Here is a 19,543-nt window from a genome sequence, read left to right on the forward strand (position 1 = left end):
TGCCGCTCAGTCTCGACTCTTGGCGACGTTACCGCTTGCCGCGCGGTTGACGAGCGCACTCAGCTTTTCGAACTTGCGGTGCTGGAAGAAATCCGCCTGCGGCGAGGCATAAGCAAGGGTTGCTGCTCGGAGGCTTCCGGCGGCATCCGTCCAGCGGCCGGCGTGAACGGCGATTTCAGCCTCAGCCAGATCGATGTTCGCGCCCCAGTTCGGGTCCGACGCCAGTTCGGCAACCGCTTTGCGATCGACATGCGCAATGAGGGGCGCAGCGGCGGCATCTTGTCCCGCTTCGATAAGGCATTGCGCCAGCGAGGTGGCGACACCCTGGGTCAGTGCCGCCTTGGCCCCGAACGCCTCCAGCGAGGCGCGATAGGCCTTGCGCGCGTCGGCAACGCCGCTGGCGATATCGGGCGCGCGGCATTCGGACGTCGCCATGTCCGCCAGCGCCCCGATAGTGCGGAAAGCATGGAGTCCCTGGTGCCGCAGCGCGATCGCATAGAGCGTCCGGCCGTCGGCGATCGACGCGCGGTAATCGCCGAGATCGCCATAGGCCTCCACACGTGCGGCCAGCGTCTGCTGGACGAGTCGATGATCCTGGCCGAGCTGTTGGCGCATCAACGGCAACACCGCCGACAGCGTCGCGATCGCATCGGCGAAACGGCGCTGGTAAAGATAGGCTTGGCCGAGGTTCATCCTCAATAACAGAACGTCGGGATTGGTGGGGCCAAGCAAGCGCGTCTGCGCCGCGAGCAGATGGCGAATCTCGGCCTCGGCGCCCTTGCCGTCGCCGAGCCGGATCAGCGTGAAGGCGTGGCGCTGGTGAAAATCGTTCCTGGCACGCGCATCGAACACCGCCGGCATGGTATCGGCAAGCCGCGCAGCAAGGCCGAACTGATCGCGCGAGACGTGGACGTCGCCTCCCGCCAACTCAGCCATACCCCGCGCCGAGGCCAGCCAGACGCGCTCTTCCGGATCGATCCGGTTTTCGTCCCGGGGCAGGCGCGACCGCTCCCGGGCGATAATCTGGCGTGCCCGCTCGACCGAGCCTTGCGTGTAGGACAGCGCCTCCATCGAGGCATGTTGCAGTCGCGCAATCGCTGCCGCCTTGCTGTCTGCGGCCCCCGCGCGAGCATAAGCGGTGTCGGCCTCGGCGTAAGCGCGCCGCGCCGCCGTCCAGTCGGATTGCTGGACGTAGACGCGGGCGAGCGTGTGATAGAGCCGCGCGGCGACCAGCGGCGCATCGCCGAAGCGCCGGGCGATCTCGGGTTCGGCGCGGCGGGTGGCGTCAATCAGCGTCTCGCCGGCATTGCCGCTTTTCGACGGATCGCCTCGCGCCAGCAAGTCATCGGTAAGGAAGCCGTTGATGGCGGTCGCAATTGCTGTCTGGCGTTGCGCCTCGTCGCGTTCGTGCGCCGCCTGCCATGCGGCGACCGTCGTGCCGGCGGTGCCGAGAATGAGCGCGGCACCGGCGGCGATCACCCAGGGGCGGCGTGCGCGCGCGCGTTCGGCTTCTCGCCGGATGCGATCCGCCTCTCGCTGCTCTGCCGCGACGCGTTCTGCCTCGGCACGGCGTGTGTCCAGGGCGGCAAGATTGTCGGCGAACAAATCCGCCGATACGAAACGGTCCGCCGGATCGAGTGCGCAGGCGCGGGCGATGTCGTCGCTCAGTAGCTGATCGTCGATAGCCGCCTCCCAGCCCGGCGTGAGCGGGCGGTGCAGGTCGCCGACCACGAGCTGGAACAGGATCAGGCCCAGGGCATAGATATCGGAGGCGACCGACGGCGCCCCGTCGCCGATCAACTCGGGCGCCAGATAGAATGGCGTACCGGCCGGCGAAGGTGCGCCACCATCGGGGGATTCGGTCATCGTCATGCCGGTCACCGCGGCGGCGCGCAGCCGGGGATGATCGAGCAGCACCGAGCTGCCGAAATCGATCACGCGGATATCGGGCGATCCGGTCTGCATCGACACCAGCAGGTTCGACGGCTTCAGATCGAGATGCAGCACGCCGAGCGCGTGCGCCGCGCCGACCGCGCGCACCGCTTGCTCGACCAGCGCGATCCGCCCGGTGCGACCAATGCCGGCACCATATTTCACGAACCACTGACCCAGATCCGTTCCGCCGTCGGAGAAGGCGAGCCAGGCGGGAACGCGATCGAATGCTTGCGCCACCGGCACCACGAACCGCGCCGGGCCGTCGCCGATCGCGGCAAGCACCTGGCCCGCGCGCGCCTCGCGCTTGAGCTGACGCAGCCGGCCGGGCGTTTCGGCGAACTTGAAGACGCGCGTCTCCCCCGCTTCCGAACGGGCGAGCCAGACGTCATCGGCGTCGCCCCGCGCCAAAACCCGATCGAGCTGCCAGCCAGACGCTCCGGGCACGTGGTCGCCCGGCGCGAACCCGATCAACGGGCGGTCGCTGGCCTCGGTCAGTTGCACGTCAGCATCACCGGCGATGCGATAGCCGAGCCGCGGCACGGTCTCGACGATCGCCGCCGCCTCGCCCAGCGCGCGGCGAAGCTTGGCGATCGCGGTCGGCAGCGAGGCGGGCACCACGGTGACGCCCGGCCAGACGAGATCGAGCAGTTCGTCCTTGGTGACAACTTCGCCGGCGCGGTGGAGCAGCGCAAGCAGCAATTCCATCGGTTTTTGCTCGATATCGACCTCGCGGCCGGCGACACGCAGCCGCCAATCCGATTCGTCGACCGAAACCGTGCCGACATTCCAGATCAGCCGGCCATGCCCGGAATTCCCGGATTTGCGCGACATCTTGCCCCCCGGCGACGCTTCATAACTTCTTGATGAGCGCTACAGGGCGATCACAGCATATCTTGTTGCGGCTGATCAACGATCCTTTTGGACAGGAGGGCACGATGAAGGGACGGGTTCTTGGGTTTTCCGCCGATACCGGCACCGGCATCATCAACGGCGAGGACGGGCGACGCTATGCTTTCACGACCGCTGACTGGCAGGCGGGGCAGCCGGTCGACGCGGGTGTCCGCGTCGACTTCGAAGCCGAGGGCGGGACGGCCAGGGGAATCTATGCCGATGCCGGCGCGGGGGGCGTGGACGTCGCCGTGCTGGCGGCGTCGCCGGCGATCGGCAAGGCCAGGGCGCTGCTGACCAGCACGATCGCCGCCCCGATCGCGATCGGGGTGCTGCTTGCCTGCGTTCTTCCGGCGCTGACGATGCCACAAAAGAGCGTGTCGCTGTTCGACCTGCCGTCGATCCTCTCGCTGGCCAAGCCGTTCGGCGCGCTCGACGGCGATGGCGGCGGGGGCGGCCCCAGCGCCGGGTTCAAGCTGTTCCTGATGCTGCGGTTCGCGGCGCCTTTGCTCGCGCTCGGGTTGCTCTGGCAGTCATGGAAGGGTGCATCGCTGCGTCTGGTCACGCTGGCGACCGGCACCGCGGCGATCGTCGCCTTCCTGCTGGTGCTACTGGTCAAGACCGGCCTCACCTCGGCCAGCGGTCCATTCGGCGCCGCCCTGGGGCAGGTCATCGGCACCGGGATCGGCGCCTGGCTGCTGCTGCTGAGCGGGATCGGCCTGATCCTGGCCGGGCTGGGCAAGATCGGCAAGCCGCTCGATCGCGACCGCTGAATCGACACGAGAGGCGAGAATGTTGCGCAACACAAGGATCAACATTGCGGCATTGATTTTCGGCACCGCGATTGTCGTCGCGCCGGTCGTTGCATCGGCCGGGCCGGCAAAACCCTTGCCGCCTCAGGTCCGCGCCTATTTCGACACGGCGGTCAAGGAATGCCACGATGCCGGTGATCGCCTTCGTGTCACCGACGATACCAGCTTCGCCGAGGCGGCTGATTTCAACGGCGATGGCCATTCCGATTATGTCATCCACTATGCATCGCTCTATTGCCCCGCGCTGGGCGCCAGCGAATATTGCGGGTCCGCCGGCTGCCAGGTCGCGATCCTCGTTTCCGAGGGCGACCGGCTGCGCGAGGTGGCCGGCGACAATTATCAGGGCTTTGTCATCACCGCCCCGGTCAACGGCCGGCAGGACATCGAGGTGGCGGCGCATGGAACCTACTGCGGCCACAAGACCGGCGCGGACACGTGCTTCGGCATCATGCGGTGGACGCCGAAGGGATTCGTCACGACGTACACCAAGACCGAGCCGGCGGCGCTCGACGCGGCGCTTGAGGGGGCACCCGCGGATGATGACGACCGTCCCGACAAAAACCCAAAATACGACTGGAAGCTCAGCGGTCCTGTCGCCGGCAAGAGCGGCCCCTCGATTGCCATGTCAGATGGCTCGCTCAAGCGCCCCAAGACCGTGGTCGCCTGCGCCGAGAACATGCCCGTGATCGTGGTGGCGTTTCCGCCGGGCGGCACGGCACCGCCGGTGGGAGTCCCCGTGATGATCGAGATCGGCGATCCGGGACCGAGCTCTCCCAATGCCGACCTGGTTCTGCAGCCGGTGAAGGAAAAGCTCGCCTATATCGGACAGCTCTCGCGCGCCGCGCTCGCCCTCATGCAGGCCGCCGGCAAGCAGGATTATGCTGTAGTGCCCGCGGCCTGGACGATCGCCAGCAGAGATTACTGGATCGACATGCCGCCACTATCGCTCACGCATTTCAACGAAACTTCGAAAGCGGTCCTCGGCGCCTGCGCCGCCGGCTTGCGGTGAACGCCGAGGGAAAAACCAAGGCAGCGCTTGTCCTTGCGCCGGTTCGCTTCGCCAATGCCGCTTGTGTGAATGTACTACCGCGTCGAGAGAGGCCATTTATCTACTTGAGCGACTACTTTGTCGGCGGCCCCCTGATAGGAGCGTTGGTTCAAACGAAAGGCGGCTTCCCCCGTTCTCGCACCTAGAACTGGACAAACGGCAAACGGCCCAGTCCCAGTCCCAGTCAATCCGGGCACCGACATTGCGATGAATGTAGGGCGGCTTTCGACAAGTTCATGGAAGCCCGGGAACGTCGGCTATGTCGGCGGTTCCGGACTGCTCGTCGCCGCCGAACGCCATCGCACCCATGGCGCAGGTCCAGCAGCACAGAAATATGAAGTCTAGCTTTACAGTTTTCCTTTTTATCGCTATCAAGCGTGTATGGAGCGGCCCGCCGAAGATTCACGATCCTTGCTTGTCGATGGGCTTGCCCGCGACCTGCGCAGCCTCGCCGGCAAACTGAAGCGCCGCCTGCGGGAGCAGTCCGGTGCCGGCGACATGTCGCTATCGCAAATCGCGGTGCTGCTGAGGCTTGAGAAGGAGGGCCCCGCCACGACCTCCAGCCTCGCACGAGCGGAGGGAATGCGTCCGCAGTCGATGGGCGCGGTGATCGCCGCACTGGAGAACGCCGGGCTGATTGCCGGCAGGCCCGATCCCCACGATGGCCGGCGGATTATCCTGTCGCTGACCGATACCTGCAGGACATGGATCGAGCAAGGTCGCGCCGCCCGTCAGGATTGGCTGTGCCGCACCATCGAAGCCCGCTTCTCACCGGCTGAACAGGAGCAACTTGCCGCCGCGCTTGGACTGCTCGGTCGCCTCGTCGACGATTGACATTATTCTAAGGAGGACAGCCATGCCGCTTACAACGATCGATCCCAACGTGGCGCTGATCATCGTCGATCTCCAGAAGGGGATCGTTGGGTTCCCCACGGTTGACCCAATCGACGGCGTAATCAGCCGCAATGGGGCGCTCGCCAAGGCGTTTCGCGGCCATCACCTGCCGGTGGTTCTCGTCAATGTCGTGGGCGGTGCGCCGGGACGCACGGAGACGCGGAGCCGTATGCCCGGCACCTTGCCCGACGATTTCGCCGAAATCATCCCCGAACTCGACCAGCAGGCGGACGACCTACTGGTGACCAAGCGCAGCTGGGGCGCTTTTGCCGGCACCGATCTCGATCATCGACTGAAGGCGCTCGATGTGACGCAGGTCGTCGTCACCGGCGTTGCCACCGCGACAGGCGTCGAGGCGACCGCACGCCAGGCTTATGAAGCTGGCTACAACGTCACGCTGGCGCTCGACGCGATGACCGATACGCGCGCCGAGGCACAGGATTACAGCATCCGCCATGTCTTCCCGCGATTGGGAGAGACCGGCACGACCGAGGAGGTAATCGCCTTGCTTGAAAGAACTCGCTGCGATGCCCTGGCTTGATCTGGTCGCCTGGTTTGTCGGCGGCGCCGTTCTGATCAACGCCGTGCCGCATCTGGTCAGCGGCCTGACCGGGCGTCCCTTCCAGACCCCCTTCGCCGATCCCCCGGGTGGAGGACTCTCCTCGGCAACGGTGAACGTGCTGTGGGGCTTCGGTAATCTCGTGATCGCCTATCTGTTGATCTGCCATGTCGGCGCGTTCGATCTTCGCGCCATCAGCGATATCGTCGCGCTTGGCCTCGGCATGCTGTTGATCTGCCTGTTTTCCGCCCGCCATTTCGGGCGCTTCCATGGCGGCGACCTGACGACGCGGCCATGACCGCCAGGTGGCGGCGAACCTTCCGGTCGCTGAGAAGCCACAACTATCGCATCTGGATCGCCGGCGCGTTCTTCTCCAACATCGGCACCTGGGTACAGCGCACCGGACAGGACTGGCTGGTGCTGACGCAACTGACCCACCACAGCGCGTCGGCGGTCGGCCTGGTGATGGCCTTGCAGTTCGCCCCGCAGTTCCTGCTGCTGCCGTGGACCGGTTTCGCCGCGGATCATCTCAACCAGCGCAAGCTGCTGATCGCCACGCAGGCGGCGATGGGGGTGCTCGCGCTGGCGCTGGGGCTCCTCACCGTCACCGGCCTGGTGCGCTTGTGGCATGTCTATGTCTTTGCGTTCCTGTCGGGCAGCGCCGCGGCGTTCGACGCGCCGGTGCGCCAGGTCTTCGTCGCCGAACTCGTCGGTGACGAAGACCTTTCGAACGCCGTCGCGCTCAACTCCACCTCATTCAACAGCGCGCGGATGATAGGTCCTGCGGTCGCCGGCATCGTCATCGCGTCGGTCGGCACCGGCTGGGCGTTCGTCATCAATGGCACCTCCTTTATCGCGGTGCTGATCTCGCTGGGGCTTCTCCGGGTCATCGAACTCCATCCGCGCGAGCGCGCCGTACGCACCCGCGGCAGCTTCACCGAGGGCTTCCGCTATGCTTGGCGCCGCCGCGATCTCCGCGCGACGCTGATCATGCTGTTCCTGATCGGCACCTTCGGGCTCAACTTCCCGATCTTCATCTCGACCATGGCGGTCGGCGTATTCCATACCGACGCCGGCGGCTTTGGCCTGTTGTCCTCGGCGATGGCAGTCGGCACGGTATCGGGCGCGCTGATCAGCGCCGGGCGCGAGCGGCCGCGCTTCGAAACGTTGCTCGGCGCGGCGACGCTGTTTGGCATCGGCTGCACGCTGGCGGCGATCGCGCCGCTCTACTGGACCTTCGCTGCCGCGCTGGCGGTGGTCGGCGTCGCGGCGCTGAGCTTCACCAATACCACGAACAGTCTGATGCAGCTTTCGACCGAGCCGGCAATGCGCGGCCGCGTGATGGCGCTCCGCATCGGCATCGCGCTTGGCGGAACGCCGATCGGTGCCCCGATCGTCGGGGCGGTCGCGGACCATCTCGGGCCACGCTGGGCGCTTGGCGTCGGTGCCATGTCGGGCTTCGCCGCGGCGTCGGTTGCGGCTTACGCGATGATACGCCGATCCCATGGAACTCAGCAGATCGCCGCGATTCGGCGTTGCGCAACAGAAGGATCGACCAGCCGCACGAATGATCGATAGCCTTTGGGACGAGCAGTTGGCCCGAAAGCCACCAGAATGGGGGCGAATTTTTCATTACGCGGTCAAATGAACAGAGGGCAGCTATCGGAATACGAAAAGCGGCACGGGAACGACCGAAATGTCGGCGGCTTCCGCCTTACCGGAATCGTCGATGAACACCGCCTGCATGCCAGGTTCATTATCCGCGCATCCGCGTGATCCTACTCTCATCCTATCATCAGGCATGACGATCGTCTCGATCGCCGCGCCCGACCGCGAAGGAGAGTAGTGATGAAGCGTAAAGCGACCTTGATGACGGGAGCGGCAGCCGCGACACTGGTCGCCGGGATTGCCTTTTCGACGCCGGCAATGGCCGATCCGATTCCGCGAGCAGCGAGCTATGCCGATCTGTTCGAGCCGGTCGCCGGCGCGCAGCAGCGTCTTGAAGCCGACGACGCGGCGCAGGTTCAGACGGTCCAGGATTGGCGGTATCGCGATGATCGATATCGCGATCACCACCACCACCACCATCAGCGCTACGATCGCCGCTATTATGAGTCGCGTGGTTATTATTGGGACGGCTGGGGATGGGTGCCGCGGCCCGTCTATCACCATCACCACCATCACCACCATCATCACCACCATCATCACCACCATCATAGCTATGACGGCGGCTGGAGATGATCAGGAATCATCGTTGTCCTTGATGGCCTTGGCCCGGGCGCGTGCCGCTCGGGCCATATTGCGATAGGTCCCGTCGAAGACGGTATTGGTCGACGACGTCCACCGCGTTCCCTCGGCCAATGCATCCCGGCTCAACGCCAGCCGCCGCGCCCGCATCTCGCGCTGCGCCGCGAACTCGGGATCCATCGGCTCGAGCTGAAGGTCGGGATCGGCGGGGATAATGATGAAGCTGATGAAGGGTTCGTCCTTGCGAAAGATATGGGTCGCGCCGGGCGGCGGCGCCTTGAAGATGCAGAAATAGGTCATCGGCCACCAATCGCTGCGGATGAGCGCCGGTACCGCCAGCGGCGTCGTATTGGTGGGATCGGTGAAATAGCGGGGATGCGGCTCGCTGCGGATCGCCCAGCCCGGCGGCACCGCGAGATCGAGTGATAGCTGATACGAATAATAGTCCTCGCCGAACGCGCGAAACGGCGGCCACATCATATCGGGCAGCGGGGGAGCACCCCAATCGGCATCAAGCCGGACCTGTCGCCCGTCGTTCGTCACCCTTAGCTCGACGTCGAACGGGTAGAGCAGTTCGATGCCGTAGCGGGCGCTCTCGGAGAACGGCAGACAGTGCCACGCCTGTTCATGATTGCCATCGACGCGCGGCTGCTTGTCGCCAGCCCAGCCGGGAACGGTGATGCGGATCGGGTGCGGCTCGTTACGAGCACCGTGGCAGCGGAAAACAACCTTGGGCACTTTCGACCTCCATCACGAGACGGCACAGCACTGTCCGTGCTGCTGGCCTGTCTAGCGATCGCCGAAATAAGCTCGGATGAACAAAGTGGCTGGTGATCGTTATGCGTGCTCTTGTGAGGCCGCATCCAGGTCTTGATCCGAGCGAGCGCGACCTCACCACTCGCTCAATGGATGTCAGATGTGGATCGGCCCCGAAAAAGACCTTCGACACGTGGGGTGGACCGCACCGAAATTTGCCGGATGATTCGGTGCTTGAGTGCGGCATGAACGGAGGACCGCTATCAAGGGGCCAGCTTCGACCGTTGAATGTCGGCAATGTTGGCGTCTTCAGCCCATTGAGTTCAATCGCTTGGCCATTGGGGCTCATCATGTGGCCGACCAAACCATCGTGCTGCGGCCTGAGCAGCCAATTTGGGTTCACAGGCTCCCTCGCTTGCCCAGGCGACCACGCCGTCGGGGCGTATCAACACCGCGCTCAAACCCAGCCGATCGTTCGTGTCGCTGGCAACATAGGTCATCCGATCACCCCGCCGACCTGCCAGCGGGCAAAGTAGACCGTGAACATCGAAGTCGAGTAGCACGCCCTTCCCGTCGACCATGAGTTCGGCCAGTCTCCTGCCGTCCGCCAACTCAAAGTCGGGAGCGCTGCGTCCGACCAACGGGTGGGCATCACCCAAGTCGTAGCGGAGCGACACACCCCACACCCGCTCGGCGAAATAAGTCGCGCCGTCGCGCGTTTCGATCAGATCGCGAATGATCGCTTCGAGCGCACGCGAACTTGCGCTTGGCCGCATGATCGCGACCTGCGCCCGCGACCAATCGAGCACCTGCGCCCCGATCGGCCGCCGTTCGCTCTCATAGCTGTCGAGCAGGCCGTCCGGAGCTTCGCCCCGGATGGTCGCGGCGAGCTTCCAGCCCAGGTTCATCGCGTCGCCAAGGCCGAGGTTGAGGCCCTGCCCGCCGAGGGGGGGAATGGATGTGCGCGGCGTCGCCTGCGAGCAGGACCCTTCCCCTGCGATAGGTAGTTGCCTGAAAGGCGCGATCCGTCCAGGTCGCGGCGGCATGAACTGTGGCAACGGAAATCCCGGTACCGGAAACGCGGCGCAGCACGGTCTCGATATGCTCGCGCGTAATCGGCTCCGTCCGATGAAAGGCACCGCCGTCGAAGTCGACCATAGCGATCGTGCCAGGCGGCGTGAACGTATACATGCCGGTCGGCGTGTAATGCCGACCCGGCAGAAGACTGTCGGTGCCAGCCAGCTCGACCTCGATCGAATAGCCGGTAAACTCGGGTTCGGTGCCGGCGAACCCGAAACCTGCGGCCTTCCGCACCGTGCTGCGGCCGCCGTCGCATCCAACGAGCCAGCGGCCATGCAACGCGTGGTCGCCCGCCTGAACGGTCACACCGTCGTCTGCCTGCTCAAGCGCCGCTACACCGCATCCGCGCCGGATCTCGACGCCCATCGCCAGGGCGCGGGCGGCCAGAACGCTTTCGAGACGCGCCATGGTGACCGCCATGCTGGTGCCGGCGGGTCCGGGCAGACGATAGGGCCAGCTATCGTCATCGATCCTGTCCTGAAAGAACTGGATGCCGGCGAAATGGCCGGCCGGTCGTCGCTGCTGCTGCTGCCAGTGCGCACGGTTCGCGATGCTCTTGCCCGAGCTGTCCCTGGATTGCTCGGGCATCCTGATGCTGTCCAGCATGCCGCGCCGGTAAAATGCCTCGATGGTCGGCGCATTGAGACCGCGCATGCCGAACGGCAACCGCTTCATCGGCGAGTGCGGGTCGTTTGAGCTTTCGAGTATCAAGACGGTCAGGCCTGCCAGCCGCAACTCGCATGCGAGGAACAAACCGACCGGTCCGGCGCCTGCGATCAGGACGTCATATGTCACAGGCGGACCCTCAAGCCCTGGCAAGAGCGTTGGTGAAGAAGTCGACAGCCGCGAACGGCGCATTCTCGGCAAACAGAAAGCGGAGCACTTCGTGCCCGTCCACGGCGGCGGCCGCGCCACGTGGGAACATGTCCTTCTCGTAGGCAGCGAGCGCAGCCTCGACATCACCGGGGTGCTGGGAGAGCGCGACCGCGAGCTGCATGCCATCGAACAATGCGAGATTCGCGCCCTCGCCCGCGGGCGGCGCGAGATGCGCGGCGTCGCCGAGCAGCGTCACGCCGGGCACCCGTTCCCAACGATGTCCTGCGGGCAGCGTGTGGAGCATGCGTAGTACGGGCGGCGTCTCGCTATCGGTGATCAGCGCGGTGAGCGCCGGTGCCCAGCCGGCGAACTCTGTGACGATGCGGCTCTTCGCCGCGGCGGGATCGGTGAAGTCGATGTCGGCGAACCATGCAGCAGGTCGGTTTAGCGCTACATAAGCGTGAAGCACACCACTAGCCTCTCGGTGCGCCAAGATACCTTGCCCGGGCGCCAGCGCCATCAACGCGCCGCCGCCGACAGCCTCGGCTGCCGCCGGGTGCCTGACGTCCGCATCATGCAGATATGTCTCGACGAACGACGTTCCGACATAGTCCGGTCTGGCCACCGATAGCAGGGGCCTTACCGTCGACCAGGCGCCGTCGGCACCGACGAGGAGGTCGCTGGTGACTGTCGTACCATCGGCGAAGGACAAGGCGTGTCGGCCGTTGCCAAAGGACGTGACATCACTCAGCCGTTTGCCCCACCTGATCGTATCCGCGGGCAGCGATTCGATGAGAATCCTTCGGAGATCTCCACGGAGAACCTCGGGGCGTCCGCCGGTGCCATCGTCAGCCTGCTCGAAGACCACCGTGCCGTGGCGATCGAGCACACGTGTCGCCTCACCGCCCTCGTGGATGATGGCGCGGAACGCATCGGTAAGGCCCGCGGCCGCGAGCGCCACCTGCCCGTCATGCGTATGGATGTCTAGCTGGCCGCCTTGGGACCGAGCCTGTTCGGACGCGTCGGCTTCGTAGATGGTGGCGGCGATGCCATGGAGGTGCAGAACTCGGGCGAGCAAGAGCCCTCCCAGGCCCGCCCCGACGATAGTCACGTTGGTCATGGTTGACTCTCTATTGGACTGGAACGTCGTTCCATCAATCGCTATTGGAACATCGTTCCAGAACTGTCAAGGAGCAGTCGTGACGTTAAAGACCCCAACACCCGAGCGACGGACCAGCGCGCTGTCGAAAGAGGCAATCATCGCCGCCGCCATCGAGATTCTCGACGGTCAGGGCGAGGCCGCGCTGACATTTCGCGCGTTGGCGGCCCGGCTCGCGACCGGCAGCGGCGCGATCTACTGGCACATCGCAGACAAGCAGGCGCTGCTTGCAGCCGCGACAGACCACATCATTGCCGGGATCGCGGTCGACGAGATCGTCGCGAAGGAGCCGCGACAGGCGATCCGAGAGTTCGCGCTCGGGGTGTTCGATGCCATCGACACTCACCCATGGGTCGGGGGGCAGCTGTCGCGCGATCCATGGCAGCACGCGGTGCTGCGAATCCTCGAGGCCGTTGGCGGTCGGGTCCAGGCGCTAGGCGTTCCCGCCGACGCGCAGTTCAATGTCGCGACCGCAATCATGAGCTTTATCCTCGGCCTCGCGGGACAATATGCGCTCGGCGCGGGGATGTGCGAGGGCGGCATCGACCGAGCGACAGCACTGGGCGAGATTGCAGCACGATGGGCACAGCTTGATCCAGCGAACTACCCCTTCGTGCGGTTGATTGCTATTCAGCTGCCCGGCCATGATGACCGGGAGCAGTTCCTCGCCGGCATCGACCTCCTCCTCGCCGGCATCGAGCCGCTCCGGGATACGACGCCCCCCCCAGACGATTAGTCCCAAGCGGACAACATGAATGGATGGCAGCTATCGGGATAGGCAGCCGCATCATTAAACGACCGGAATGTTGGCGTCTCGAGCCACGGCAATCAACGTCAGCTATCTCGTTGAGCTCTCCCATCAAGAGATAAACCACCCCTTCGCGACGGGCCTACGGGCATGCAAAACGCCGGGATCTCATTTGAGCGACTGAAGATATGCGATTATTGCCTTTCGCCTTTTAGGGTCGCTAACTCCTGGGAATGGCATCCGATTACCTGGAATGAACTTGGCTGGGGCGGCAAGAAAAGCATCAAGGTTGACAGGCGTCCATATCCGGCCAGACTGCTTCAGTGCGGGGGATGGATGGGAGCCAGCCGCCGTTCCGGCCTGTCGACCGACGACGCCGAACAGGTTCGGGCCGTATGAGCCGTGGCCCGGCGTGACCGCATGGCAGCCGGCGCAGGCGGTGAAGGCTGATCGGCCGGTATCGACGAGTTTTGGCCCCGCGCTCGATCGGGACGCCGAAATCACACCAATGCCGGCGGTCAGTGCGGTACAGAAGAGCATAAACGCGCTCAACGCTGATTTCCGGTCTTCCACAATCAATCCTCCAGGTTCCATCGACGGTAGACGATGATCGTCTTGCCATAACTGTATGTCAGTACCTGTTTGTCATCAGATAGCTGGTAGACTGCCTGGATATTGACTTTGCCGCCGCGCGAAACGGTCAGCGCCAGCCGGCCATCACCGATAACTTTCCACGATACGACGTTAAATGCGGTCGAGCCGGTGCCCGAATGGTATTCGACGCCAGGCGTACCGTCGACCTGTGCCGCCCAGTGTCCTGACGTGATCGCGCCGTCGGTTGATCGGGAGGCAAAGGACACGAGAACCCTGCCGTCCGCATCATAAGCAAAGCTGCGCAACGCCACGACCGGTTTGGCGCCGGGATAGGTCGACGCCGCAAGATCGGCCTTCCAGAAGCCGATCAATCCCGATGGCGCCATTTCACGCGCGTCGTGAAGCGGAACGCCGTGGCCGGGCGATTCGGCTGCCCGTATACTGGTGGATGTGATGGCGAGCGCCGCCAGAATGCACGATCGGGCTGACACGTTCAGCTTCTCGAACTTCATATCCTTTGCTCCAGGGTGTTGTGGCGATGGCTCGGATCCGAACGATTCCGTCATTTGCTGTCGGTGGCGGCGTTGCCGGCGAAACCCGATTGGTCGTCGGTGACGGACACGCCGCAACCGACGACAGCGCTTTAGATCCGTTCGTAAAAGCCGAGTTGGCGCTGCTCCAATTGCCGGACTGCGCGAAAAGCCTCGTCTATCGCCGTTCCCGCCGTCGAGACGCCGCCGGCATCGGAATTGGCGATTGTGATCCTGCCGAACGGTTGCTTGGCGATCTCGATCGGCGACACCTTCTCGTCGCGATCGGGTTCGAACAGGGTGTCGCGTCCCGTGGCGAAGCCATGGCCCCAACGGTTGACGGTGATGGCGACAATGTCACGGGCCGGATCGAAGTCGCTGCCCGCCAGCGCCGCTGCAGCCTGGGTCCGCACGGCGCGTTCGAATGTCTCGAACGGCGTCGCGATCAACCCGGCGCGTACCATGCGGAACTGATCGTCCACGTAGGTGCCGGGCTCCGGCGGATTGCCGCCGCACAGTTCCGATACCATTGCCGCGTTGGAGAGGATGCCCGAGTTCGACCCCGTGTTGAACCCGACCACCATCGGTTCGGATGGATCGCGCGGCGGCACCATCTCGCCGAGATAACGCTGCTGGGCGATGCCCATGCGTCCGTAGAAGGTATTGGGGAAACTGACATTGCTGAGTTTGAGCTTTGCGAACGACTCCCAGTTGCGGAACAGCACGTTGGTCATCTGATTGACGGCGCGTACCGCCTGGTGCAGCGCCGCCTTCTGCTCTTCGGGCAATTCCGGCAGGATATAGGGCACCACGTTGTTCATACATGCCATCACGACGTTCTTGCCCTTGACCGCGCTGAGCTTGCCGTCGTTGAGATAGGTGACTTCGCATTCGCTGTTGTCAGGATCGAACAGGCGCCGGTGCGCGGAGAGATGCTTGACCTGTGTAACGATCGAATTGAGGCGGACACGGACCTTCTGGCCCGACCGATCGAGCGTCGAATAATCGGTGCGTTTCGTTTCGATCTCAGCAAAAGTGCCCGGCGGCAGCGCGTCCGGGATGAGATCGCGCACGATCAGCCGGGCCAGATCGCTGTTGCCGGCAGGCAGCGTATAGTCTTCGGCGCGATGCTCAGCGCCCTCGGGAGACAGAGCCGGCCGCTCGAGGCCGATCCCGTTGAAGCCGGGACGCATGCGAAAGAAGGCGAACCAGGCAGACCCCATGTCCGCCCCGAGGCACCAGATACCTTCCATCAGGGAGACGACGTCGGGATGCACCCTAGCGGCTTTCAGCATGTAATCGCGATAACTCATCGACCGTAGCGCGGAGACCTTCTGATCCGGCGTCATACCCGGCAGATAATCTTCCTTGCCGTTGACGAAGCGGTCGAGGTCCGCCTTGATCCGTGACGGAAACGGCGTCTGCGCCAACCAGGCGGAATCGAACGTCAACGGCGTGCCGCCGCGCACCAGTTTGTCGGCGCCATAGAGTTCCTTGCGGAACAGCGTCGCGCCTTCCAGCCCCATCGAACGATAGAGCTGCCCGTCGACGCGGTCCGACGGATCGCCCTTATGGATACCGAGCTTGCGGACCAGGTCGAGCGATTCATGCGTCCATTGCGGCGGCGCGACGAGATAGGAGGAGCCGCCGTTGGCGATCAGCTGTTTGCCGCCATATTCGAATTCATTGCGTTTCGCGTGACCGCCGAAATCGTCCATATTGTCGATGACGAGAATCTTCGCCTCGTTCCCGAAGCGCTGACGAAAATACCATGCCGCAGCAAGGCCGCTGAGGCCGCCGCCGACGACGACGAGATCATAGGTTTCGCCGGTGTCCTCGCCGGTCGGGAATACCTTGCCGTCGCGCATCGCATGAGCTCCTTCGTAGGAGCCGGGGTGCTGACCGCGCATGCCGGTGCGCATGGGAGGATAGGTTTTCGCCGAAACCGGATCACCGATATTCGCCGCCTTTTGTCCGATTGGCACAGCCATCGCCGACACCCCCATCAGCGACGCGCTACCGGCCGTCGCGACCGCTACACCCTGCAGAAAATCGCGACGCTGGATCGGGCGGCTCATCCCCAGTTCCTTGTCCTCACCCCTCATGTGCATTAGCCTTTCGCTGAGCCGGCGGATGGCCGGACTAATAAGTTTCGCGGGCACTTCGGTCAGCACTCGGCATTGAATTCGGCATTTCTGCCGCGCTGCGTCGATGATGCGACAAAGCCCCGGTCGGCATCGCCCTCAGACGTTTTCTCCCCTGGCATCGACGCTAACAGCGGCTCGGCGCCGTTGCCTGCCGAAATCACCGCGAGGAAAAGAACATTCTACCGAAAACGGCGATATGCCGCGGGCCTGCCTGCCGCTCCGGCATCTTCCGTAAACGGTCATAATGCAGCGCAGCACGCACGATCCATCGCGCTCCAACCAAATCCCAGCCGCATCGGTCGCCGTGCCTCAAGAGGCGGCTGTTGCCGAAGGAAAGCAGAGAAACAAAGAAGAGACGTCGTGCGATCGCGGAGGTGGCAATGCATGATGCGCCGCAACATTTGCCATGCGATCAGTACTTCAAATGGCAGGATGTGCCGGACGGCTGCAAAAAAACGGCAACAAAAGCCCACAGGTCGAAAGTTACGATCGCAGCGTCGGCGGGGCGGAAAGATGCACGCCCCAATAGGCGACCGGATATCCCCAGGCAAGAGGGTTCCGATGGGAGAGGGCGGGTCGACATTTCTTGGGGGATTGTACGATGACGAGGTTCACGAAATTCTCAGGAGTTACCGTCAGTTCCGTTGTTGCCTTGGCCACTTCCTTCGCATTGCCGGCACAAGCGCAGGATGCTGCCAGTCAGTCGGCTGCCAGTCCGGCTTCCAGCGATGGTGGCGCATCACAGGATATCGTCGTTACAGGTCTGCGCGGCCGTCCGCGAACGGTGACGGATTCTGCGGTGCCCGTAGATGTTTTCGGTGAGGACACCATCAAGAAAATTTCGCAGACCGATACGCTGGAAATCCTGCAAACGCTCATACCGTCCTATTCGGTCGCTCGATCGGCCAATACGACGTCCGACACGTTCATCCGGTCGCCGCAATTGCGCGGCCTTGCCGCCGACGAGACGCTGTTGCTGGTCAACGGCCACCGCCGCCACAAGTCGGCCAGCGTCGGTGTGAGCGGTTATGCGTCTCAAGCTGCGGATTCGGCGGTCATCCCGGCAATCGCGTTGAAGTCGATCAACGTGTTGCGCGATGGCGCCGCGGCCCAATACGGATCCGATGCGATCGCCGGCGTCATCGATTACGAGCTTAAGGATGCCGATCACGGCGGCAGCCTGCTCGTCCAAGGCGGACAATATTATGCCGGCGACGGCACGAGCATCGAAGTCGCCGGCAATATCGGCATGAAGTTGACCGATCACGGTTTCATCAATCTGTCGGCTCAACTCAACCACGACGATCCCACCATTCGCGCTCGAACCTTTACATCCTCCGCCTGGGATCCCTTTGAAGCGTATCAAACGGACCCGGATTTCGCGGCGGCTGTCGATACTGCTGGTCTGGATCTGTCGAAGCCGCTGGAAAAGCGCGGCAAGCCGATGGAAAAGGCCGCACGCTTCTTTGTCAACTCGGGACTCGATCTTGGCGACAGCGGCTCGCTTTATGCGTTCGGCAACTTCTCCAAGTCGAAGGGCACCGCCGCGGCGACCTATCGCGTGCCCGGCGCCGGGCAGGCGGTGCTCGACAATCCGATCCGCCTTGATGACGGTTCGATCTACCGGTTCAAGGAGAAATGGCCGCTGGGCATGGAGCCCTATTTCTCCGGGGTCGTCACGGACTGGAGCGCTACCGGCGGGTGGAAGGACAAGGTCGACCTCGGGGGTGGTCAAACGCTCGCCGCGGACATCAGCGCGCGATACGGCTGGGACAAGATCGCCTATTCGATCCGTGATACCGAGAACCCCTCGATGGGGCCGGATTCCCCGACGGCCTTCAATGCCAGCAGCTATGTTTCCGACGAACTGTCGTTCAACGCGGACTTCGTCTACACGCTGCCAACCAGCTTCACGCACGGTCCGCTGGTCGTCAACTTCGGGTCCGAATATCGCCGCGAAGGCTTCAAGATCGAGCCGGGTGACGAGACGTCCTACGAAGCCGGAAAATGGGCCTATGCCGATCCGTTCAGTTTCTGCACCACGCAAAGCGACTTTTCGGCGCGCACTTTAACCGCCAGTGCACCGACCGATCAGGGTATCGACTGCACCAACCCTGACGATCCAGTATACAATGTGCTGCAACCCGGCTCTAATGGCATCACAGGATTGTCGCCAGAGGTGTCGGGAAGCTGGACCACCGACAGCAAATCGATCTACGGCGAGGTGACGAGCGATATCACCAAGCGGTGGTTTCTCGATCTCGCGGCGCGGTTTGAAAACTACCAGTCGTTCGGCAGCAAGGCGGTGTGGAAAGTCGCCACGCGCTATAACCTTACCGACTGGCTCGGGGTGCGCGGCTCGATCGGCACGGGGTTCCGCGCCCCCACCGCCGGTCAGTTGCACATGACTCAGACGTCGATCCAGACTTCGGGCGGCGTGCAGCTCAACGTCGGCCTCTACCCGGCGACCAATGCCGTGGCGCAGTATCTCGGCGCGCAGCCGCTCAAGCCGGAAAAATCGAAAAACTACTCGGCCGGCATCACGCTGACGCCGGCCCGCAACCTGACGATGACCATCGATGCCTATCGCATCAAACTGGAGGACCAGCTCTACACAAGCTCGCAGATCGTCGTCACCGATGCCATTCGCCAGGCGATGGAAAACGCCGGGATCGTCGGCGCGGATTCGATCGACCGCATCCAGTTCTACCAGAACGCCCTCGATTCGACCACGAAGGGCCTGGACGTCGTCGCCTCCTATCGCGCCCGCTGGCTGGCGATCGGCCCGACCAGCCTGATGGCTGCGTTCAACACCAATTCTTACAAGGTCGACAAGGTGCTGACGTCGACGATCAGCTTCAATTCGACGACGATTTACAATTTCGAGCACAACAATCCGAAGTGGCGCGCCAACGCGACGATCAATCAGCAGGTCGGGCCGGTATCCGTCATGGTGCGCGCCAATCTTTACGGTCCCTGGTCGCGCCAGACGACCGCGTCGAGCGGTCTGATCCAGCATTACGGCACCGAACCCATGTTCGATATCGAGTTCTCGGTTCCCGTGAAAAAGCGCTTTGTGCTGGCGGTGGGCGCCAATGACCTGTTCGACGACTATCCCGACGTCAACAGGATCGACGATACCAACGGTCGCACCTATGTCGACGGCCCGGTGCCGTGGCAGGGCGGATATTATTACGGTCGGATCACCTTCAACTTCTAGCGGAACGCGTGTTGCCCGCCGGTCAGGCGGCTTCTGCCGCCCGGCCGGACGGGTTCGGCGACATATGCCGGGTTTTGCCGCACATTGCGCCTATATCATCGGTCGCCGCC

At 63.7% G+C, this 19,543-nt stretch carries 17 protein-coding genes; 9 read left to right on the forward strand and 8 right to left on the reverse strand.

Going from position 1 to position 19,543, the window contains the following annotated elements; all coding sequences use genetic code 11:
* Window positions 1–6: 6 nt before the first annotated feature.
* On the reverse strand, window positions 7–2,766 hold the full coding sequence (locus K7G81_RS12335) for a protein kinase domain-containing protein (protein ID WP_223031114.1): 2,760 nt from the start codon (window positions 2,764–2,766) through the stop codon (window positions 7–9).
* 104 nt (window positions 2,767–2,870) lie between these two features.
* Here K7G81_RS12335 and K7G81_RS12340 point away from each other — a divergent pair, with 104 nt between their 5' ends.
* From K7G81_RS12340 to K7G81_RS12370, 7 genes are all read left to right on the forward strand, one after another.
* Window positions 2,871–3,596, forward strand: a complete 726-nt coding sequence (locus K7G81_RS12340; RefSeq protein WP_223031115.1) for a hypothetical protein — start codon at window positions 2,871–2,873, stop codon at window positions 3,594–3,596.
* Between the two features lie 19 nt (window positions 3,597–3,615).
* Window positions 3,616–4,644, forward strand: coding sequence for a hypothetical protein (locus K7G81_RS12345; RefSeq protein ID WP_223031116.1), 1,029 nt, complete (start codon window positions 3,616–3,618; stop codon window positions 4,642–4,644).
* A gap of 420 nt (window positions 4,645–5,064) precedes the next feature.
* Window positions 5,065–5,517, forward strand: coding sequence for a MarR family winged helix-turn-helix transcriptional regulator (locus tag K7G81_RS12350; protein ID WP_223031117.1), 453 nt, complete (start codon window positions 5,065–5,067; stop codon window positions 5,515–5,517).
* Window positions 5,518–5,539: 22 nt separating this feature from the next.
* Window positions 5,540–6,118, forward strand: coding sequence for a cysteine hydrolase family protein (locus tag K7G81_RS12355; protein WP_223031118.1), 579 nt, complete (start codon window positions 5,540–5,542; stop codon window positions 6,116–6,118).
* Entirely contained in the window at window positions 6,105–6,434 is a 330-nt protein-coding gene (locus K7G81_RS12360) for a hypothetical protein (RefSeq protein WP_223031119.1), read from the forward strand. The genes K7G81_RS12355 and K7G81_RS12360 overlap by 14 nt, the downstream gene beginning before the upstream one ends.
* Window positions 6,431–7,714 carry an MFS transporter gene (locus K7G81_RS12365; RefSeq protein WP_223031120.1) on the forward strand — a complete coding sequence of 428 codons (1,284 nt, stop codon included), beginning with the start codon at window positions 6,431–6,433 and terminating at the stop codon, window positions 7,712–7,714. The genes K7G81_RS12360 and K7G81_RS12365 overlap by 4 nt, the downstream gene beginning before the upstream one ends.
* Window positions 7,715–7,984: 270 nt before the next feature.
* The gene (locus K7G81_RS12370; RefSeq protein ID WP_223031121.1) at window positions 7,985–8,377 is read left to right on the forward strand and encodes a hypothetical protein; all 393 of its coding nucleotides are present in this window, start codon (window positions 7,985–7,987) and stop codon (window positions 8,375–8,377) included.
* Here K7G81_RS12370 and K7G81_RS12375 read toward each other — a convergent pair whose 3' ends face one another.
* From K7G81_RS12375 to K7G81_RS12385, 4 genes are all read right to left on the reverse strand, one after another.
* A complete protein-coding gene (locus K7G81_RS12375; protein WP_223031122.1) occupies window positions 8,378–9,121 on the reverse strand; it encodes a DUF6065 family protein in 744 nt (247 codons plus the stop codon). It abuts the gene before it with no gap.
* Between the two features lie 341 nt (window positions 9,122–9,462).
* The gene (locus K7G81_RS17960; RefSeq protein ID WP_305038455.1) at window positions 9,463–10,047 is read right to left on the reverse strand and encodes an aromatic-ring hydroxylase C-terminal domain-containing protein; all 585 of its coding nucleotides are present in this window, start codon (window positions 10,045–10,047) and stop codon (window positions 9,463–9,465) included.
* Complete coding sequence (locus K7G81_RS17810; protein WP_369412101.1) at window positions 9,977–11,014, reverse strand: FAD-dependent monooxygenase; 1,038 nt, start codon at window positions 11,012–11,014, stop codon at window positions 9,977–9,979. The genes K7G81_RS17960 and K7G81_RS17810 overlap by 71 nt, the downstream gene beginning before the upstream one ends.
* Before the next feature lie 10 nt (window positions 11,015–11,024).
* Complete coding sequence (locus K7G81_RS12385; protein ID WP_223031123.1) at window positions 11,025–12,155, reverse strand: FAD-dependent oxidoreductase; 1,131 nt, start codon at window positions 12,153–12,155, stop codon at window positions 11,025–11,027.
* Window positions 12,156–12,234: 79 nt separating this feature from the next.
* Here K7G81_RS12385 and K7G81_RS12390 point away from each other — a divergent pair, with 79 nt between their 5' ends.
* Complete coding sequence (locus K7G81_RS12390) at window positions 12,235–12,930, forward strand: TetR/AcrR family transcriptional regulator (RefSeq protein ID WP_369412102.1); 696 nt, start codon at window positions 12,235–12,237, stop codon at window positions 12,928–12,930.
* Between the two features lie 180 nt (window positions 12,931–13,110).
* Here K7G81_RS12390 and K7G81_RS18035 read toward each other — a convergent pair whose 3' ends face one another.
* From K7G81_RS18035 to K7G81_RS12405, 3 genes are all read right to left on the reverse strand, one after another.
* Entirely contained in the window at window positions 13,111–13,536 is a 426-nt protein-coding gene (locus K7G81_RS18035; RefSeq protein ID WP_369412103.1) for a c-type cytochrome, read from the reverse strand.
* The gene (locus K7G81_RS12400) at window positions 13,518–14,048 is read right to left on the reverse strand and encodes a hypothetical protein (protein WP_223031125.1); all 531 of its coding nucleotides are present in this window, start codon (window positions 14,046–14,048) and stop codon (window positions 13,518–13,520) included. Before K7G81_RS12400 ends, K7G81_RS18035 begins: the two co-directional genes overlap by 19 nt.
* A gap of 131 nt (window positions 14,049–14,179) precedes the next feature.
* A complete protein-coding gene (locus tag K7G81_RS12405) occupies window positions 14,180–16,171 on the reverse strand; it encodes a flavin monoamine oxidase family protein (RefSeq protein ID WP_223031126.1) in 1,992 nt (663 codons plus the stop codon).
* Window positions 16,172–17,012: 841 nt separating this feature from the next.
* On the opposite strand from K7G81_RS12405, the gene K7G81_RS12410 reads away from it, so the two are divergent.
* On the forward strand, window positions 17,013–19,433 hold the full coding sequence (locus K7G81_RS12410) for a TonB-dependent receptor plug domain-containing protein (protein WP_223031127.1): 2,421 nt from the start codon (window positions 17,013–17,015) through the stop codon (window positions 19,431–19,433).
* Window positions 19,434–19,543: the final 110 nt, after the last annotated feature.

This window comes from Hephaestia mangrovi (assembly GCF_019880555.1).
Lineage (GTDB): Bacteria > Pseudomonadota > Alphaproteobacteria > Sphingomonadales > Sphingomonadaceae > Sphingomonas > Sphingomonas mangrovi.